This is a genomic window from Rhizobium sp. CFBP 8762, assembly GCF_014841565.1.
Lineage (GTDB): Bacteria > Pseudomonadota > Alphaproteobacteria > Rhizobiales > Rhizobiaceae > CFBP-8762.
The window spans coordinates 71,954-89,484 of record NZ_JACYUD010000008.1 but is presented as its reverse complement, the minus strand read 5'-3'; the positions used below and the strand labels follow the sequence as shown (position 1 = coordinate 89,484).

The window sequence follows — 17,531 nt, the reverse complement described above, 5'->3', positions numbered from 1 at the left end:
CGATAACAAGGCGGTGCCCCTGAGGGGGTGCCGCTTTTTGCGTTTATGATTGGGTAACGGTCACGACCAGCGCGGGCTTTGGCTGTCGTGCAAATCGCTGGGCCAGCACCGCGCACACCATCAGCTGAATCTGGTGGAAAATCATGATGGGCAGAACAATTGCCCCCACACTCTGTCCGGCAAAGATAATGTTGGCCATGGGCACACCGGTCGCCAGCGATTTTTTCGAGCCGCAAAAGGTAATCGTGATCTGGTCCTCCCGCGAAAAGCCCATCAGGCGGCTGCCGAAATAGGTGATCATCAACACCAGCGCCAGAAGCACGATATCGACAGCGACGACAACGATCAGATCCTGCGCCGACAGTGTTTGCCAGATGTGCTGGGTAACAGCCTCGCTGAACGCTAGATAGACGACCATCAGAATGGAGCCGCGATCCACCGGCATCAACAGGGTTTTGCGCGCGCGGATGAAGTTGCCGATCCACGGTTGCAGGATTTGCCCGATCACGAATGGGGCCAGCAATTGCAGCAGGATGGAGGTCAGTGCATCCAGCGAAAAGCCACCATGCCCGCCTGCCGAAAAGACCAGCCCCACCAGCAAGGGCGTCAGAAACATGCCGAAAATGTTGGAGGCCGATGCCGAGCAGATGGCCGCTGGCACATTTCCGCCTGCCATGGACGTAAACGCAATGGACGACTGCACGGTGGAGGGCAGCACGCATAGAAACAGAATGCCGGTATAAAGCGCCGGTGTCAGCAGGCTGGGAACCAGCAGGCTGGTTGCAAGGCCAAGTAGCGGAAAGATGGCGAAGGTAACGGCCAGAATCACCAGATGCAGGCGCCAATGCAGCAACCCCGCCAGTACGACCTCGCGCGACAGCCGCGCGCCGTGCAGGAAGAAAAGAAGGCCGATTGCGATTTTCGTCGCCAGTCCAAAAATCTCCGCCGCTTCACCACTGACCGGAAGGAAAGACGCTACGGCGATGGTGGCCAGCAGCATCAGGGTGAACGTGTCGGGCAGGAAACGGCGCATTGGGGTCTCATTTGGTATGGGTAGGACGAACGTAACTGGCTTGAAGCATAAACGGAAACCCGGTCATGCCATTGCTCTCGGCAAATGTTGTCAGGGTCCTCACTAAAGTGGATACTTGTGAGCTAGGCACTCTCCACTCTCCTCCGTCATTCCTGTGCTTGTCATAGGAATCCATGACGGGTCCAAATGAAATTAGAGAGTGCCTCTAACGACCCACCATCAGCAATGGGCCAGAAATCCATCCACATCGGCCTCTATAGTCGCAAAGCTCGTCACTAGACGGATCATCACCTCGTCGTCTGCCACCTGTCCCGCCAAGGCAGCCGGTACGTGCCAGTCATAAAACACGGCGCCCTTATCGCGCAGGGTCTGGGCTGCCTGCTTGCGGATAATGGCGAAGACTTCGTTGCCTTCCGGCTGCCAGGCCAGCCGTGCGGTGTCCGAGCCAGAGAGCCCCGAGGCCAGCCGCGCCGCCATGGTGTTGGCGTTTCTGGCGAGCGACAACCAAAGATCGTCCTGCAAATAGGCTTCGAACTGCGCGGCAATAAAGCGCGATTTGGAAAACAGTTGCGCCGAACGCTTACGCAGATAATGCATCTCGGTGGCGCGGGCCGGGTCGAACAGCACCAGCGCTTCGGCACACCAGCACCCGTTTTTGGTGCCGCCGAAGGACAGCACGTCCACACCGCGCTTCCAGGTCATTTCGGCCGGCGTGGTGTCAAGCGCGACGAGCGCATTGGCAAAGCGCGCACCATCCATGTGCAAGGGCAGATTGTGAGCGCGGGCAACGGCGGCAATCTCGTCGATTTCGTTCAACGTATACAGGCTGCCCACTTCGGTTGCCTGTGTCATGGACACAGCCATGGGCTGCCCACCATGCACGAAATCAGGTGAAAAGCGGCGGATTTCCGTGTCTAACAGGGCAGGATCCATCTTGCCGTTCGTGCCATCGACCGGCGCCAGACGCGCACCATGCGAAAAGAACTCCGGCGCACCGCATTCATCCACATTGATGTGCGCTTCGCGGTGGCAGAACACATGTCCGCCGGGGCGGTTGTAGCTGGCAAGCGCAAGAGAGTTCGCCGCCGTGCCGGTGCCGACGAAAAAGACAGAAACATCCCGTTCGAAAATCTTGGCGAAGCTCTGCTCCACCTGGCGGTCCAGTTCGCTGGTGCCGTAGGCGCTGGCAAAGCCGGATGCGGCTTCGCTCAAGCTTTTGGAAATGGCCGGGTGGGCACCCGCCCAGTTATCGGAGGCAAAAATCATGAGAGTCGGTCCGGGATGGTTTGAAGGTGCGCCGACAATACGCGCCTCAAAAATGGGATCAATGGGGGTGTTGGTATGTTAGCGGTATTCCAGACTTTTGAAATCAAGTCTCTAAAAATGCCATGAAAATGAAATTTAATTACGTTATCCCACTGAACTTCGTAATCTTCGTGTCTGCGCTGTCATTTTTCTGCGTGAGCGGCCTTGCGAATGCGGCCAAGTTCTGTCATAAGCCTCCTGAAATAGGACAGTCATGCTGTCCTATTTCGGTCTTGAGACCGAAAGAGCCGTGGACAGCAGAATTTGATTTCTCAACCCGACGGTTTCGCTTTACGGTCTTAGGGCGCGCATCGACCGAAGTATGACCCGATACAATTGAGTAAGTTCAGGCAGACTTGAAACAAGCCGCCCCCGGCGGACGAATGGAGGACTGACGATGACCGAACCCCTGTCGCCAACCCTGTCGCACTCCGGCACGGCATCGGCCACGCACAAAACGGTCGATCACTGTTCCACCTTACCGTCCAAACAGGGCTTCCCCGAGCGTCAGGGCCTATACAATCCGCGCAACGAGCACGATGCCTGCGGGGTTGGTTTCGTGGCCCATATGAAAGGGCAGAAGTCACACCAGATCGTGCGCGACGGTCTGTTCATGCTGGAAAACCTCACCCATCGTGGTGCCGTGGGTGCCGATCCACTCATGGGCGATGGTGCCGGTATTCTCGTGCAGATTCCAGACCAGTTCTTCCGCGAAGAAATGGCGGTACAGGGCGTAACCCTGCCGCCCGTTGGCGATTATGCCGTCGGCTATCTCTTTATGCCGCAGGATCACGCCGTCAGCGACCATATTAAAAGTGTGTTTGCCGATGTAATTGCCGAAGAGGGTCAGGTGCTGCTGGGATACCGGTCCGTGCCGGTGGACAACTCATCGCTGTCGAAGGCGCCCGATATTGCCGCCACAGAGCCGTTTCATGTGCAGGTTTTCATTGGTAAAGGTGCGGATGTCGCGTCGACCGAGGACTTCGAGCGCCGCCTGTTTACCCTGCGCAAGGTCATTTCCAACCGTATTTATGCGGAAAACCAGGGTCGTGATAACGGCTTCTACATCGTGTCACTCTCGGCCAGCACGGTTGTCTACAAGGGCATGTTCCTCGCCTTTCAGGTGGGGGCATATTATAAGGACCTGAGTGATCCGCGCTTCGTGTCCGCCGTGGCGCTGGTGCATCAGCGGTTTTCCACCAACACATTCCCGTCCTGGCGGCTGGCGCACCCCTACCGTATGGTGGCGCACAATGGCGAAATCAACACCTTGCGCGGCAATGTGAACTGGATGGCCGCGCGTCAGGCATCGGTGTCGTCACCGCTGTTCGGAGATGATATCTCCAAGCTGTGGCCAATCTCCTACGAAGGCCAGTCCGATACGGCCTGTTTTGATAACGCGCTCGAATTTCTGGTGCGCGGTGGCTATTCCATGGCCCATGCGGTGATGATGCTGATCCCAGAAGCATGGGCAGGCAACAAGCTGATGGCGGACGACCGCAGGGCGTTCTACGAATACCATGCGGCGCTGATGGAGCCATGGGATGGCCCGGCTGCCGTGGCCTTTACCGATGGCCGCCAGATCGGCGCGACGCTGGACCGCAACGGCCTGCGCCCGGCACGCTACATCGTCACCACTGACGACCGCATCATCATGGCGTCGGAAGCGGGTGTGCTGCCGGTGCCGGAAGAAAACATCGTGTCCAAGTGGCGCTTGCAGCCCGGCAAGATGCTGCTGATCGACATGGAGAAAGGCCGTATTATCTCCGACGACGAGTTGAAGTCGTCACTGTCAAACCGCCATCCCTACACCAAATGGCTGAACGATACGCAGCTCATTCTGGAAGACCTGAAGCCGGTGGAGCCGCGCGCGCTTCGCCGTGACGTGTCGCTGCTCGACCGTCAGCAGGCCTTTGGCTATACGCAGGAAGATACCCGCATTCTGATGTCGCCCATGGCGACAACGGGGCAGGAGGCCATCGGCTCCATGGGCACCGATACGCCGATTTCGGCCATGTCGGACAAGGCAAAGCTGCTTTACACCTATTTCAAGCAGAACTTTGCGCAGGTCACCAATCCGCCGATTGACCCGATCCGCGAAGAACTGGTGATGAGCCTCGTGTCCTTCATCGGCCCACGCCCGAACCTTCTGGACCATGAGGGTGCCGCCCATGCCAAGCGGCTGGAAGTGCGCCAGCCAATCCTGACCAATGGCGATCTGGAGAAAATCCGCTCCATCGGCCATACCGAAGACCGCTTCGACACCAAGACGCTGGACTTTACCTATGATGTGGAACTGGGGGCCGAAGGCATGCCCGCCATTCTGGACCGCCTGTGCGAGCGTGCGGAAGCCGCCGTCAAGGGTGGTTACAACATCATCGTTCTGTCAGACCGGCAGATTGGCCCGGACCGTGTGGCCATTCCGGCCCTGCTGGCAACGGCAGCGGTGCACCATCATCTCATCCGCAAGGGACTTCGCACGTCCGTCGGTCTGGTCGTGGAAACCGGTGAGCCGCGTGAAATCCACCATTTCTGCTGTCTTGCAGGCTACGGGGCGGAAGCCATCAACCCGTATCTGGCCTTCGATACGCTGACCGACATGCACAAGCGCGGTGAGTTTCCGCCGGAAGTGGAAGCCAGCGAGGTGGTGTACCGCTACATCAAGGCTGTGGGGAAGGGTATTTTGAAGGTCATGTCCAAGATGGGCATTTCCACCTACCAGTCCTATTGCGGGGCGCAGATTTTCGATGCCATCGGCCTGAAAACCGATTTTGTTGATCGCTTCTTCTTCGGTACGGCCACCAACATCGAAGGCATCGGTCTGGAAGAAATTGCCGCAGAAACCGTCAGCCGTCACCGCTCCGCCTTTGGCAACGATCCTATTCTGCGCAAGTCGCTGGATATCGGTGGCGAATATCTCTATCGCGTGCGCGGCGAAGCGCATGGCTGGTCGCCCAACTCCATCGCCGCGCTGCAACACGCTGTGCGGGGCAATGCGCTGGATCGTTACAAGGAATTTGCCGAACTGGTGAATGGCGATGCGCTGCGCATGAACACCATTCGCGGCCTGTTTTCCATTAAGACTGCCGCCGACAGTGGCCGTCAGCCCGTGTCCATCGATGATGTGGAACCGGCCTCGGAAATCGTCAAACGTTTCTCCACCGGCGCCATGTCCTTCGGCTCCATCTCGCGCGAAGCGCACACGACGCTTGCGATTGCGATGAACCGCATTGGCGGCAAGTCCAACACCGGCGAGGGCGGCGAGGAATCCGACCGCTATCTGCCGATGCTGGACGGTTCGGCCAACCCGGAGCGCTCCGCCATCAAGCAGGTGGCGTCCGGCCGCTTCGGTGTGACGACGGAATATCTCGTCAATGCCGATATGCTGCAAATCAAGGTGGCGCAGGGTGCCAAGCCCGGCGAGGGCGGGCAGTTGCCCGGCCATAAGGTGGATGCGACCATTGCCAAGACACGCCATTCCACCCCGGGCGTTGGCCTGATTTCACCGCCGCCACACCATGACATCTACTCTATCGAGGATCTGGCGCAGCTCATTTACGACCTGAAAAACGTCAATCCGGCAGCCGATGTTTCGGTGAAGCTGGTGTCGGAAGTGGGCGTGGGTACGGTTGCCGCAGGCGTTGCCAAGGCACGCGCCGACCATATTACCGTGTCCGGTTATGATGGCGGCACGGGCGCGTCGCCGCTGACATCGCTGAAACATGCCGGGTCCCCATGGGAGATCGGTCTGGCGGAAACGCACCAGACACTGGTTCTGAACGGTCTGCGCTCGCGCATTGCGCTTCAGGTTGATGGTGGCTTGAAGACGGGTCGCGATGTCATCATCGGTGCGCTGCTGGGTGCCGACGAGTTTGGCTTTGCGACCGCACCGTTGATTGCGGCTGGCTGCATCATGATGCGCAAGTGCCACCTCAACACCTGCCCCGTGGGTGTGGCAACGCAGGACCCGGTTCTGCGCAAACGCTTCAAGGGCGCGCCAGAGCATGTCGTCAACTACTTCTTCTTCATTGCCGAGGAAGTACGGGAGATCATGGCCTCCATGGGCGTGACAAAGCTGGATGATATTATCGGCGCATCGGAGCTTCTGGAGCGCGATGCGATGGTGTCGCACTGGAAATCCAACGGTCTCGATTTCTCGAAAATCTTCTACAAGGTGGATGCGCCCAAGGAGGCAACCTACTGGACCGAGCGCCAGCATCACCCCATCGAGGATGTGCTGGACCGTCGCCTGATTGCCGAGGCCATGCCCGCACTGGAAAACCGCACCCCGGTTGCCATCGATGTGGACATTCGCAACGTGGACCGCTCTGCCGGTGCCATGCTCTCTGGCGAAGTGGCCAAGCGCTACGGCCATCGTGGCCTGAAGGATGACACGATTGCGGTAACGCTGCGCGGCACGGCCGGCCAGTCCTTCGGCGCGTTTCTGGCGCGGGGCATCAGCTTCAACCTGATTGGCGATGGCAACGACTATGTCGGCAAGGGCTTGTCAGGTGGCCGTATTGTCGTACGTCCGCCGGAGAACTCCCAGATCGTGGCGGCAAAATCGATCATCGTCGGCAACACCGTGCTCTATGGCGCGATCTCCGGCGAGTGCTACTTCAACGGCGTGGCGGGTGAGCGGTTTGCGGTGCGCAATTCCGGTGCCGTGGCGGTGGTGGAAGGTGTTGGCGACCATGGCTGCGAGTACATGACCGGGGGCGTGGTCGTGGTTCTGGGCCAGACGGGCCGCAACTTTGCAGCCGGCATGTCCGGCGGCGTGGCCTATGTGCTGGACGAGAGCGAGGACTTCCCCGAGCGCTGCAACATGGCGATGGTGGAACTGCAACCGGTGCCGGAGGAAGACGACATGCTGGAGAAGCTGCATCACCATGGCGGCGACCTCATGCACAAGGGCCGGGTGGATGTGAATGGCGATATGACCCGCCATGACGAAGAGCGGCTGGTGCAGCTGATCTCGAACCATCTCCACTATACCGGGTCGGCTCGTGCCAAGCATATTCTGGACGACTGGGCACACTTCCGACCCAAGTTCCGCAAGGTCATGCCGGTGGAGTACCGCCGCGCTCTGGAGGAAATGGAACGCATGGGAATGCCGGAGGCTGCGGAGTAATCCGCCGTCTCCGCCCCATCGCTACACTTTTGTTTTGACGCATTGTCCAAACGTAAAAGCGCTGCCGCTTCTACTGGACATGCTCTCACAGCAGCATTCAGGATTTAAACTATGGGCAAGGTAACAGGCTTTCTCGAAATCGACCGGCAGGTCGGCAAGTATCAACCGGCATCGGACCGCATTCGCCATTTCCGCGAATTCACCATTCCCATGTCGGATGCGGAAGTGGGCAAGCAGGCGGCGCGCTGCATGGATTGCGGCATTCCGTTCTGTCACGGCCCGACGGGCTGTCCCGTCAACAACCAGATCCCCGACTGGAACGATCTGGTCTATAACAACAACTGGGACGAGGCGATCCGCAACCTGCACTCGACCAACAATTTCCCGGAGTTTACCGGCCGCATCTGTCCCGCCCCGTGCGAGGAAGCCTGCACGCTGAATCTGGAAGACATGCCCGTCGCCATCAAGACGGTGGAACAGGCCATTGCCGATAAAGCCTATGAAATGGGCTATATCGTACCACAGCCGGCCACCACGAAAACCGGCAAAAAGGTTGCCATCATCGGCTCCGGTCCGGCGGGTCTGGCGGCGGCGCAGCAACTGGCGCGCGCAGGCCACGAGGTGCATGTGTTTGAACGCGAAAGCCGTCCCGGCGGCCTGTTGCGCTACGGTATTCCCGATTTCAAGATGGAGAAGAACTTCATTGACCGTCGCGTCGAGCAGATGCGCGGCGAGGGTGTTACGTTCCATTGCGGCGTGAATGTCGGCGTGGATGTGGCCATGGACAGCCTGACCGGCGAGCATGACGCGGTGCTGTATTGCGGCGGTTCCGAAACCCCGCGTGAAGCCGGCATTCCCGGGCAGGATCTGGAAGGCGTTCATGATGCCATGCCATATCTGGTGCAGCAGAACCGCCGTGTGGGCCGCGAAAACATCGACAGCACCGGCTGGCCGTCGGCGCCTATTCTGGCCGGTGGCAAGCACATCGTGGTTGTTGGCGGAGGTGATACGGCGTCCGATTGCGTCGGCACCGCATTTCGCCAGGGGGCCGTCAAGGTCACACAACTCGACATTCGCCCGCAGCCGCCGGAGAAGGAAGACAAGCTTGCGGTCTGGCCGTTCTGGGCCACGAAAATGCGCACATCGTCCAGTCAGGCCGAAGGCGCACGCCGCGAGTTTCAGGTTGCGACACTCGAATTTGTCGGTGAAGACGGCGTGCTGACCGGCGTGAAATGCTGCCATGTGGACGAGCGGCGCAAGCCGATTGCCGGTACGGAATTCATCATCCGCACCGATCTTGCGTTCATCGCCATCGGCTTTTCAGGCCCCGGCACCGATAGCGTGCTGAAAGATATGGGTGATCGGCTGGAAATCGGTCAGGACCGTCGCGGCGGCTCGTTCGTGAAGGCCAACGATACCGACTATCGCACTTCCGCCGACAAGGTCTGGGCGGCGGGCGATGTGCGCCGTGGCCAGTCGCTGGTGGTGTGGGCCATCCGCGAGGGACGTCAGGCAGCGCGGGCCATCGACGAAGCACTGATGGGCGCCAGCGTCTTGCCCCGGTAAGAAGCGGTGTTTTACAAATGAGACGCATGGCGTAAAAGGGGGGCGAAAACCCCAACAGTATAAAGAACAGCCATGCGTCCCCTAGCTATCCTTCTGAACCGACTGTCCGTGCTGGCCATTGCCATTCTCGCCATCGGCACGGGTCTGGCTCAAGCAACCCCGGCGCTGGTCATTGATGCCAAAACGCTGCAGGTTCTGCATGCCGAAGATGCAGGCCAGCCGTGGTATCCGGCCTCCACGGCCAAATTGATGACCGCATGGGTGGTGTTTGAAGCGCTGCGGGCAGGCGAGGTGACGCTGGAAACGCCGGTTGTGCTGTCGCCAGCGGCGATGAAACAGGCCTCGCTTCACGCCGGTTTGTCCGTCGGCCGCGCCATGAAGCTGGAAGACGCGCTCTATGCCCTGATTGCCGCCTCCGCCAATGATGTGGCAACGGCGATTGCGGAAACCGTGGGCGGCAATCAGGCAGACTTTGTGGCGCGCATGAACAAGGGCGCTGCCGCTCTGGGTCTGACCGGCAGCCGCTTTGCCAATCCGAATGGCTTGCCCGACCGCAACCAGCAGGTCACCGCGCGGGATCTGGCAATGCTGGGCATTGCCATTGACCGGACGTTTCCTGAGTACGCCCGCTTTTTCCACACAGGCGGCGTGACGGTCGACGGTAAGGAAGTGGACTCCTACAACGAGTTGCTCAGCCGATATCCCGGCACAATCGGTATGAAAACCGGCTTCTTATGCCTGTCGGGGCGCAATATCGTGGCGCTGGCAGAGCGTGGCGATCGCCGTTTGATGGTTGTTCTGTTGGGCGCAACGACGGAACGGGAACGCAGCGAAAGAACCGCCAAATTTATGACCGAGGCTTTCGAGGGTCGCCTGCCTGCCAGCGCGCAGTTTCTCGATGACCTGCGCAACGACGCCAAGGGTAAACCGGAGGACATGCGCGCCCGCATTTGCAGCGACAAAAGCGCTGCCTATGAGGCAGAACGCGATCTCCTCTATCCAATGGGACTGGAGGGGCAAGAAACCTATCTTGGACCTGTCCAGCCGGTTCCCATCCATGCGATTACGACATGGGCTGCCATTCCATCGCAGGATGAAAAACCGCAATCTGTTCCGTTGCCTGCTGCAAAGCCATGATTTTACGCATTGTCCGGGCGTGAAAGCGGCTCCGCTTTCACTGGAAATGCTTTACCGCTCCAAACGGAAATCATCCACGCGGCCAGCGGGTGCATCCACCACTTCGCCTTTCAATACCAAAAGGTCACGCGGGCTGTTGCCTGACGGTGCAGTTAGTGGGCCCGCGCCCAGCAATTCTGTTCCACCGTCAAGGGCCGGATCGGTAATGCCGATTGGTTGCGTTTCCTTGATATCCTCATGGCGGATGGGTGCGGTGACCAGCAAATCCGTCAATCCGGCGCTGCCCGGTGCGGTGCCGCTGCCCCCCGCCGTGGCGCTGATCGTTGCGCCGCCCAGAAGACGGCGAATGTCTTTTTCCACATAGAAAGCAAGCTTGCGCTTGCCCGCCTTGGTGAAAATGATGCCGTCCTGTCCGCGCAGACGCACCTGCTGCCCGTTGATATCCGAACCCGTCAGAACGAATTTGCCGCTCTCATCCACGAACCCGTCCCAGATGTCGATGAACTGGCCGTTCGCCTTTTCAGCTTCTGTCTTAAACAGCCCGTTCAACGTTACCATGTCGGTGGTGATAGAGGGAGACTGGAACGGTGGCATGCCCACCCACAACAGCGGTATGCCCGCTTGTTTCGCGGTATCGGCCAGCGCCGCAATGCGCGATGTATAGGCCTCGGTCCAGACCGGGGTGCGGAATTTTTCTTTTCCGCTCGCAAGCGTCATCTGCTGGCGGTCGTTCGCACCCAGACTGATGACCACCACGGAAGGCTTGGTTTCGCTGAGATAGCTCGGAAGCGTCGTCTGCCAATTGAAATAATCTTCGCGCACCAGACCCGAAGACCCATTGGCGCGGGTCTGGATGACCACGCCGGGGGAGGTCTCAAACGCTTGCTGCAAGCCATCGCCCAAAGCACTGGCGACGAAATCACCGATAACGAGCACGGTCTTGGCATCTGGCGCTTTTTCAACCGCCGGTGTCGGCGAGGCCTGGGTCACCGCGCTTGGGGCGGCTTTGCGTGGTTTCTGGACACGGCGGGGCGGGGGTGGAAAGTCGCCGGGGGCCGCACGGTACACCGGTTCGCGTGGCCGCTGCTGATTGCCGAACAGCATCTGAAACAACGTGCGGCGCTGCTCCTGCGCCTGTGCGCCGCCAGTCGCCGGCAGCGCGGCTGCAACAGCCCCCAGCGCCAGAAAGGCGGCGGCGCGCATCCACATCATTTGCGAATGCGCTTCAGCAGGTTCTGCGAGGGCTCACCATCCGGCGTCATACCCATGCGGCTTTGCAGTGCCTGAATGGCAGCTTTGGAGCCCGAGCCAAAATTGCCGTCCACTTCGCCATCGTAATAGCCAAGCTCTTTCAGGCGCGTTTGCAACTCGAACTTTTCGTCCATATCCAGCGTACCATCCGGGCGGTTCCAGCGCTGCTTCATGCCGCCATATCCGGCAAGCTGATCGGCCATCAGGCCAACTGCCAGAGCGTAGGAATTGGACGCGTTATAGCGCTTGATGACGAAAAAATTTTTGGTCATCAGAAAGCCGGGGCCGCTTGCGCCATTGGGCAAAATCAGTTCGGCGCGGTCGCCGGAGCTGCGATACCCTGTCGGCGTTGGACGGGCAAAGCCAAGCTTCGTCCATTCCGCCAGCGTTTTGGTCTGGCCGCTATAGCGGTTTCCACCGGCTGGAACCGTAACTTCGTAGCCCCAGGTCTTGCCCGTCTGCCAGCCATTCTTGCTCAACAGGTTTGCGGCGGTCGCTAACGCGTCTGGCACGGAATTCCAGATGTCACGATGGCCGTTTCCATCGGCGTCAAAAGCATACAGCATGTAGCTGGTAGGAATGAACTGTGTATGACCCATGGCACCTGCCCAGGAGCCTGTCATCTGGCTGGGTGCGATATCGCCGTTCTGGAGAATTTTCAGTGCGGCAATCAACTGCGTGCGGGCAAATTTGGCCCGCTTCGGATCGCCATAGGCGAGCGTCGCAAGTGCGCGCGGCACGTAATGCAGCCGGTCTTCCTTCTCCAGAATAGCGCCGTAGTTGGATTCCATCGACCAGATGGCCAGAAGAATGTTCCGGTCCACGCCGAACCGGCGCTCGATAGCCGCAAGTGTGCGGCCATGTTTGGCAGCCATTTCACGCCCGATCCGCACCGTGTACGGGTTTACCCGCGCATCGAGATATTCCCAGATCTGGCTTTTGAACTCGGGCTGGTAGGCGGCCTTGCCCAACACATCCGGGTCCGGCTCGGTCACGCCCTTAAAGGCTGCGCGGTAGGTGGCCTTGGTAATACCGCTTTGGGCGGCGGTGGCGTAGAAAGAATTGATCCAGTTTTGAAAACCGGCATCGGCGCGCGCGGGCGCTGCTGCCGAGAGCGACGCGAACGACAGAAACAGGCCAAGGGCTGCGTGGCGAAAGACTGGCTTACCATTTTTGATCTGGCGATTTTCGGTCTGGCTATCTTTGGTCATGGCATAGGTTCCGTTCCGGGTATGGTGGCACCCTCGTGCCGCCAAGCATCTCTCAGGTGCTGCAAACAGGGCAGCGCGTGGGCTCAACGATACGCAAACGAAGTCAACAAATTCTTTACCATGAAACTTATCTTTCGTCTGTTGTGATTTTAGATGTGTCACACTCGTCATCCGCAGTTTCTTAAGGAATTGCTCAATTAACTCAATGCGCTACGCCGGTATCTTGACGGAACGGGGGCCGCGCTACATGTAAATAAGCCGTGATCGTCGTGGATTTTTGCCATATTGATCCGGTTACGGAGCGACACATTTTTTTGCTAGGAGATGCAGGTGGTTGATAAGCGTAAGGTTCGCAAGGCAGTGTTTCCGGTAGCGGGTCTTGGAACCCGGTTCCTGCCAGCGACCAAAGCCGTGCCTAAGGAAATGCTGACGGTTGTGGACAAGCCCGTACTGCAGTACGTGGTGGATGAAGCGCTGGACGCCGGTATCGAGCACCTGATTTTTGTGACAGGTCGCGGCAAAGGCCTGATCGAAGACTATTTCGATATTCAGGTCGAGCTTGAGCAGACCCTGCGTGAACGCAACAAGACAGCCGAACTCACGCTGCTGGAAAGCATTCTGCCGGAAGCCGGTAGCACCAGCTTTACCCGTCAGCAGGCGCCGCTGGGTCTGGGCCACGCCGTCTGGTGTGCGCGCGAACTGGTGGGAGAAGAGCCATTTGCGCTGCTTCTGCCGGATATGATCATGCGCGGCGAAAAAGGCTGCCTCAAGGGCATGGTGGAACTGTACGAGCAAAGCGGCGGCAATGTGATCGCTGTTGAGGAATGCGACCCGGATCAGGCGCACAAATACGGTATCGTCGGCGTTGGCGACAAGGTTGGCGAGGGCTTCAAGGTCACGCAGATGGTGGAAAAGCCTGCCAAGGGCACCGCACCTTCCAACTTCTTCATCAATGGACGCTACATTCTCCAGCCGGAAATCTTCCCGATTCTGGCTACGCAGGAGCGTGGTGCGGGCAATGAAATTCAGCTGACCGATGGAATGCTGAAACTGTCGGAAGCGCAGGAGTTTGCCGCCTACCACTTCAAGGGCAGCACCTATGACTGTGGTTCAAAGGATGGCTTCATTCTCGCAAACGTTGCGTTCGCGCTGGCGCGCGCCGATATTCGTCCGACGGTTGAAAAGCAGCTGGCAGAGCTGTTGAACGCTGCCAAGTAATTTGGTTGAGTCTTGAAACATAAAAGCCCGCGATGATCTTGCGGGCTTTTCAGCAGTTTAAGGAAAAGTGCGACGCGGTTTTCCGTCTGACACTGCGCCAAACAAGGCTCTATTTCTGTTCGACCGAGATGCCTTGCTCGCCGATATTGACCTGCACACCGGAAGGTTCCTGTTCCTTCTGGTAAGTGTAATAGCCAAGGCCAATTACCACCACCACCAAAGCGCCGAGCACGGCGTAAAGCATATTTCTGTTCATCTCTGTCATCCCTTATATGCTGGGCCTTATATGATGGGCAACAGCTACGGCATACGCTTTCAGCCGTCAATCTCTCCCAAAAGGTCTTTGGCGCGGCGCACACTGGTGCGGCGAACGTCCGCCTCATCGCGACGGCTGGCAAAGGTTTCGCTGGCCATCAACTGTTCAGCCAGATCGACCGGCAGGGAGAGAACGACCCGTGATTCCCGGTCACTCAGGCCCCCATGGGCTGAGCGCTTGCCCGTAATCATGCCCCCCGCAACCGTGTTGTTTGTATCGGGATCGATCAGGATGAACGCACCGGTGTTGCGGTTCTGCTCGTAAGGGTCGAATATTGCCAGCTCGTCAAAGGCCAGATGCACCTTGCCAATGGCGTTCATTTCCAAAGTTTCGGATGCGGTCCACTTGCCGCTGGCCAGATCCAGCTTGGTGGAGGCCCGCACGGTTACGCGCTGGCGGCGGCTGCCGCTTTTCAGCCAGTAGCGCTTTCCCGGCTCGATACCATCGGGCTGCAACACCACGATTTGCGCATCGAAAGCAAGTCCGGTCTGCGGCGCGCTGTCAATGGCGGCAATCACGTCGCCGCGTGACACATCCACTTGCCGGTCCAGCACCAGCGTGATCGCATCGCCCGCAACGGCTGCGTTGCGCACAAGGTCGAATGTTACGATCTTGGAGACGTTGGCAACCATGCCGGAGGGAAGGATAACAACGGAATCCCCCGGCTTGACCGAGCCGCCCGCAACGGTGCCCTGATAGCCGCGAAAGCTTTCGCCCGGGCGGCAGACCCGCTGCACGGGCAGGCGGAAGCCGACTGTCTGGGCTGAACGAACGGTTGCCAGTTCCAGTGTTTCCACCAGTGTCGGCCCGTCATACCACGGCATGGACGCCTTGCCGTCGTAAACGACATTTTCGCCCTTCAAGGCTGACAAGGGAATGGCCGTCACTTGGCGGACCCCAAGCGACAGGGCCAATTCCCTGAACTCAGCGGAAATCGCATCAAACCGCGCCTGATCATAGTTGGTCAGGTCGATTTTGTTGACCGCCAGCACAAACTGGCGAATGCCCATCAAGGTGGCAATGGTGGCGTGGCGACGGGTCTGCTCCAGCAGACCGGCGCGGGCATCGACCAGCAGCACGGCGAGATCGGCCGTGGAGGCGCCCGTCGCCATATTGCGGGTGTATTGCTCGTGGCCGGGGGTATCGGCCACGATGAAGGACCGGCGCTCGGTTGCGAAATAACGATAGGCGACATCGATGGTGATGCCCTGTTCGCGCTCGGCCTGCAAACCATCCAGCAGCAGGCCAAAATCCGGCAGTCCCAGATCGTTCTGGCGTCCCAGGCCGGAATCGCGTGTCAACGTTGCGGCCTGATCGTCCTTCACCGCCTTGGTGTCCCATAGCAGCCGACCGATCAGGGTAGACTTGCCATCATCCACACTGCCGCAGGTGATCAGGCGAAGCGGGCGGGAATCTCGAACGACCTTTTGTGTTTCCACCGCCGGTGCGGCTTTCTCAACCACGGTCAATGCTGGTGCGTCGATGTCACGCGATAATGCTTCCTGAGAAAGGGCTGTTGCCGTTGCAGCTTGAGCGGTCATCAGAAGTATCCTTCGCGTTTTTTCTTTTCCATCGACCCGGACTGATCGCGATCAATCGCGCGGCCCTGCCGCTCGGAAACCGTCGCCGTTTCCAGCTCCGTAATAATGTCGTCCAGCGTGGTGGCTTGCGAGCGAATGGCACCCGTTAGCGGAAAACAGCCAAGCGTGCGGAAGCGGATTACGCCTTCCTGGAGGGTTTCGCCGGGCAGCAGTTCAAGGCGGGGGTCTTCGGCCAGAATCATCATGCCATCACGCTCCACATAGGGGCGCTTCTTGGCAAAATAGAGCGGCACAAGCGGAATATCTTCTGCCTGAATGTAGCGCCAGATATCCACTTCCGTCCAGTTGGACAGCGGGAAGGCGCGCACGCTTTCGCCCTTGCGCACCATGCCGTTATAGATGTTCCACAGTTCCGGGCGCTGGTTGCGTGGGTCCCAGCGGTGGTCCGGCGTGCGGAACGAGTAGATCCGTTCCTTGGCGCGGCTGGCCTCCTCATCGCGCCGCGCACCGCCGAAGGCGGCATCATAGCCGCCAAGGTCCAGCGCCTGACGCAGCGCTTCGGTCTTCATAATATCGGTATAGCGCGACGAGCCGTGGGTGAACGGAGTAATGTTTTCCGCTGCACCACGGGGATTGGTGTAGGAGACGAGATCAAGATCGTACTCCTTCACCACCGCATCGCGAAACGCGATCATCTCGCCAAACTTCCAGCCGGTATTGACGTGCAGCAGCGGAAAGGGGATGCGACCGGGGTAAAATGCCTTGCGCGCCACATGCAGCAGCACGGAGGAATCCTTGCCGATGGAGTAGAGCATCACAGGCTTTTCAAACTCTGCCGCGACCTCGCGGAAGATATGAATGGCTTCGTTTTCCAGCGCTTTCAGATGAGGGTCAAGCGGAGGCTTGGTTGCGGGGGTGTCTCTCAGCTCCGTGTCCGGGCGGCTGTCGGGCATTGTCATTCTCCGGAAGAAAAAATTATCGTGCGGCGCTGGATGCCAGCGGGATGGCGCTCGTGGCGGCTTCGGCCACGTGCAGGCCGCATTCGCGTTTTTCGTCGTTTTCCCACCACCATCGACCGGCGCGCTCAGGCTCGCCGGGTTTGATGGCGCGGGTACACGGTTCGCAGCCTATGGATGGATAACCCCGCGCGTGGAGCGGGTTGATGGGAATGCGGTGCGCGTCCACATGGGCGCGAAGGCGGTCAATATCCCAGTCTGCCAAAGGGTTGATCTTGATCAGACCACGGTCCAGATCGGCTTCGGCAAAGGGGGTATCCGCACGGTTGCCGGATTGTCCACGGCGCAGGCCGGTGATCCAGTACTGTGCGCCTTCCAGCGCCGCTGCCAACGGCACCAGCTTGCGTACGCCACAACAGGCATGCCGGGCTTCCACGCTTTCGTAAAATCCATTGAGGCCATACTGCGCGGCAAAGGCGCTGACGCCCTCGGGCTCAGGGTAGAACCGGTGGATGAGAATATCGTAGGTCGCTTCGGTCTTGTCGATCAGCGCGACGGTTTCGTTAAACAGACGGCCCGTTTCCAACGTGGATACATCGATGTCGAGCGCCTGCTCGCCGATGGCTGCTGTAATCACCTGATCCTCGATGCCGAGGCTGGTCGTGAAGACCGCACGCCCATCCAGCTCCGCGACCAGCGCCAGGCGCTGGTGAAGATCAAGACAGGCCAGCCGGTCGTTAAGAGCGGCGACGGCTTCGGGCAGAATGGCAGACATCAGGCAATCCCGTTTTATGATATGTCGGAATATCGCAGGTTGTACTGCTAAAGCATAGAAAACCCATTTCCATTATCCGCGCTTATGAGCA

At 59.1% G+C, this 17,531-nt stretch carries 12 protein-coding genes; 4 read left to right on the top strand and 8 right to left on the bottom strand.

Features of this window, described 5'->3' with window-relative positions:
- Positions 1–43: 43 nt before the first annotated feature.
- Both IFT84_RS17300 and IFT84_RS17295 read right to left on the bottom strand, forming a co-directional pair.
- Positions 44–1,033, bottom strand: a complete 990-nt coding sequence (locus tag IFT84_RS17300) for a bile acid:sodium symporter family protein (protein ID WP_192121666.1) — start codon at positions 1,031–1,033, stop codon at positions 44–46.
- A 219-nt stretch (positions 1,034–1,252) separates the two neighbouring features.
- Positions 1,253–2,299: a threonine aldolase family protein gene (locus IFT84_RS17295; RefSeq protein ID WP_192121664.1), complete on the bottom strand. Its 1,047-nt coding sequence runs from the start codon at positions 2,297–2,299 to the stop codon at positions 1,253–1,255.
- Positions 2,300–2,735: 436 nt separating this feature from the next.
- Here IFT84_RS17295 and gltB point away from each other — a divergent pair, with 436 nt between their 5' ends.
- From gltB to IFT84_RS17280, 3 genes are all read left to right on the top strand, one after another.
- Entirely contained in the window at positions 2,736–7,469 is a 4,734-nt protein-coding gene (gene gltB / locus IFT84_RS17290; RefSeq protein ID WP_192121662.1) for a glutamate synthase large subunit, read from the top strand.
- 111 nt (positions 7,470–7,580) lie between these two features.
- Complete coding sequence (locus tag IFT84_RS17285) at positions 7,581–9,035, top strand: glutamate synthase subunit beta (RefSeq protein WP_192121660.1); 1,455 nt, start codon at positions 7,581–7,583, stop codon at positions 9,033–9,035.
- 72 nt (positions 9,036–9,107) lie between these two features.
- Positions 9,108–10,172 (top strand): D-alanyl-D-alanine carboxypeptidase family protein, encoded by a 1,065-nt coding sequence (locus IFT84_RS17280; protein WP_192121658.1) that lies wholly within the window; start codon positions 9,108–9,110, stop codon positions 10,170–10,172.
- Between the two features lie 51 nt (positions 10,173–10,223).
- Here IFT84_RS17280 and IFT84_RS17275 read toward each other — a convergent pair whose 3' ends face one another.
- On the bottom strand, positions 10,224–11,384 hold the full coding sequence (locus tag IFT84_RS17275) for an SGNH/GDSL hydrolase family protein (protein WP_192121657.1): 1,161 nt from the start codon (positions 11,382–11,384) through the stop codon (positions 10,224–10,226).
- Positions 11,381–12,634: a lytic murein transglycosylase gene (locus IFT84_RS17270; RefSeq protein WP_192121655.1), complete on the bottom strand. Its 1,254-nt coding sequence runs from the start codon at positions 12,632–12,634 to the stop codon at positions 11,381–11,383. Before IFT84_RS17270 ends, IFT84_RS17275 begins: the two co-directional genes overlap by 4 nt.
- A 330-nt stretch (positions 12,635–12,964) precedes the next feature.
- Here IFT84_RS17270 and galU point away from each other — a divergent pair, with 330 nt between their 5' ends.
- Positions 12,965–13,852 carry a UTP--glucose-1-phosphate uridylyltransferase GalU gene (gene galU, locus IFT84_RS17265; RefSeq protein ID WP_192121653.1) on the top strand — a complete coding sequence of 296 codons (888 nt, stop codon included), beginning with the start codon at positions 12,965–12,967 and terminating at the stop codon, positions 13,850–13,852.
- Positions 13,853–13,961: 109 nt separating this feature from the next.
- On the opposite strand, the gene IFT84_RS17260 is transcribed toward galU, so the two are convergent.
- The 4 genes from IFT84_RS17260 to IFT84_RS17245 are packed head-to-tail and all read right to left on the bottom strand — an operon-like array spanning position 13,962 to position 17,440.
- The gene (locus IFT84_RS17260; protein WP_192121651.1) at positions 13,962–14,108 is read right to left on the bottom strand and encodes a hypothetical protein; all 147 of its coding nucleotides are present in this window, start codon (positions 14,106–14,108) and stop codon (positions 13,962–13,964) included.
- 59 nt (positions 14,109–14,167) lie between these two features.
- Positions 14,168–15,709 carry a sulfate adenylyltransferase subunit CysN gene (gene cysN, locus IFT84_RS17255; RefSeq protein ID WP_192121649.1) on the bottom strand — a complete coding sequence of 514 codons (1,542 nt, stop codon included), beginning with the start codon at positions 15,707–15,709 and terminating at the stop codon, positions 14,168–14,170.
- Positions 15,709–16,662: a sulfate adenylyltransferase subunit CysD gene (cysD, locus tag IFT84_RS17250; RefSeq protein ID WP_192121647.1), complete on the bottom strand. Its 954-nt coding sequence runs from the start codon at positions 16,660–16,662 to the stop codon at positions 15,709–15,711. The genes cysN and cysD overlap by 1 nt, the downstream gene beginning before the upstream one ends.
- A 22-nt stretch (positions 16,663–16,684) precedes the next feature.
- Positions 16,685–17,440 (bottom strand): phosphoadenylyl-sulfate reductase, encoded by a 756-nt coding sequence (locus tag IFT84_RS17245; RefSeq protein WP_192121645.1) that lies wholly within the window; start codon positions 17,438–17,440, stop codon positions 16,685–16,687.
- Positions 17,441–17,531: the final 91 nt, after the last annotated feature.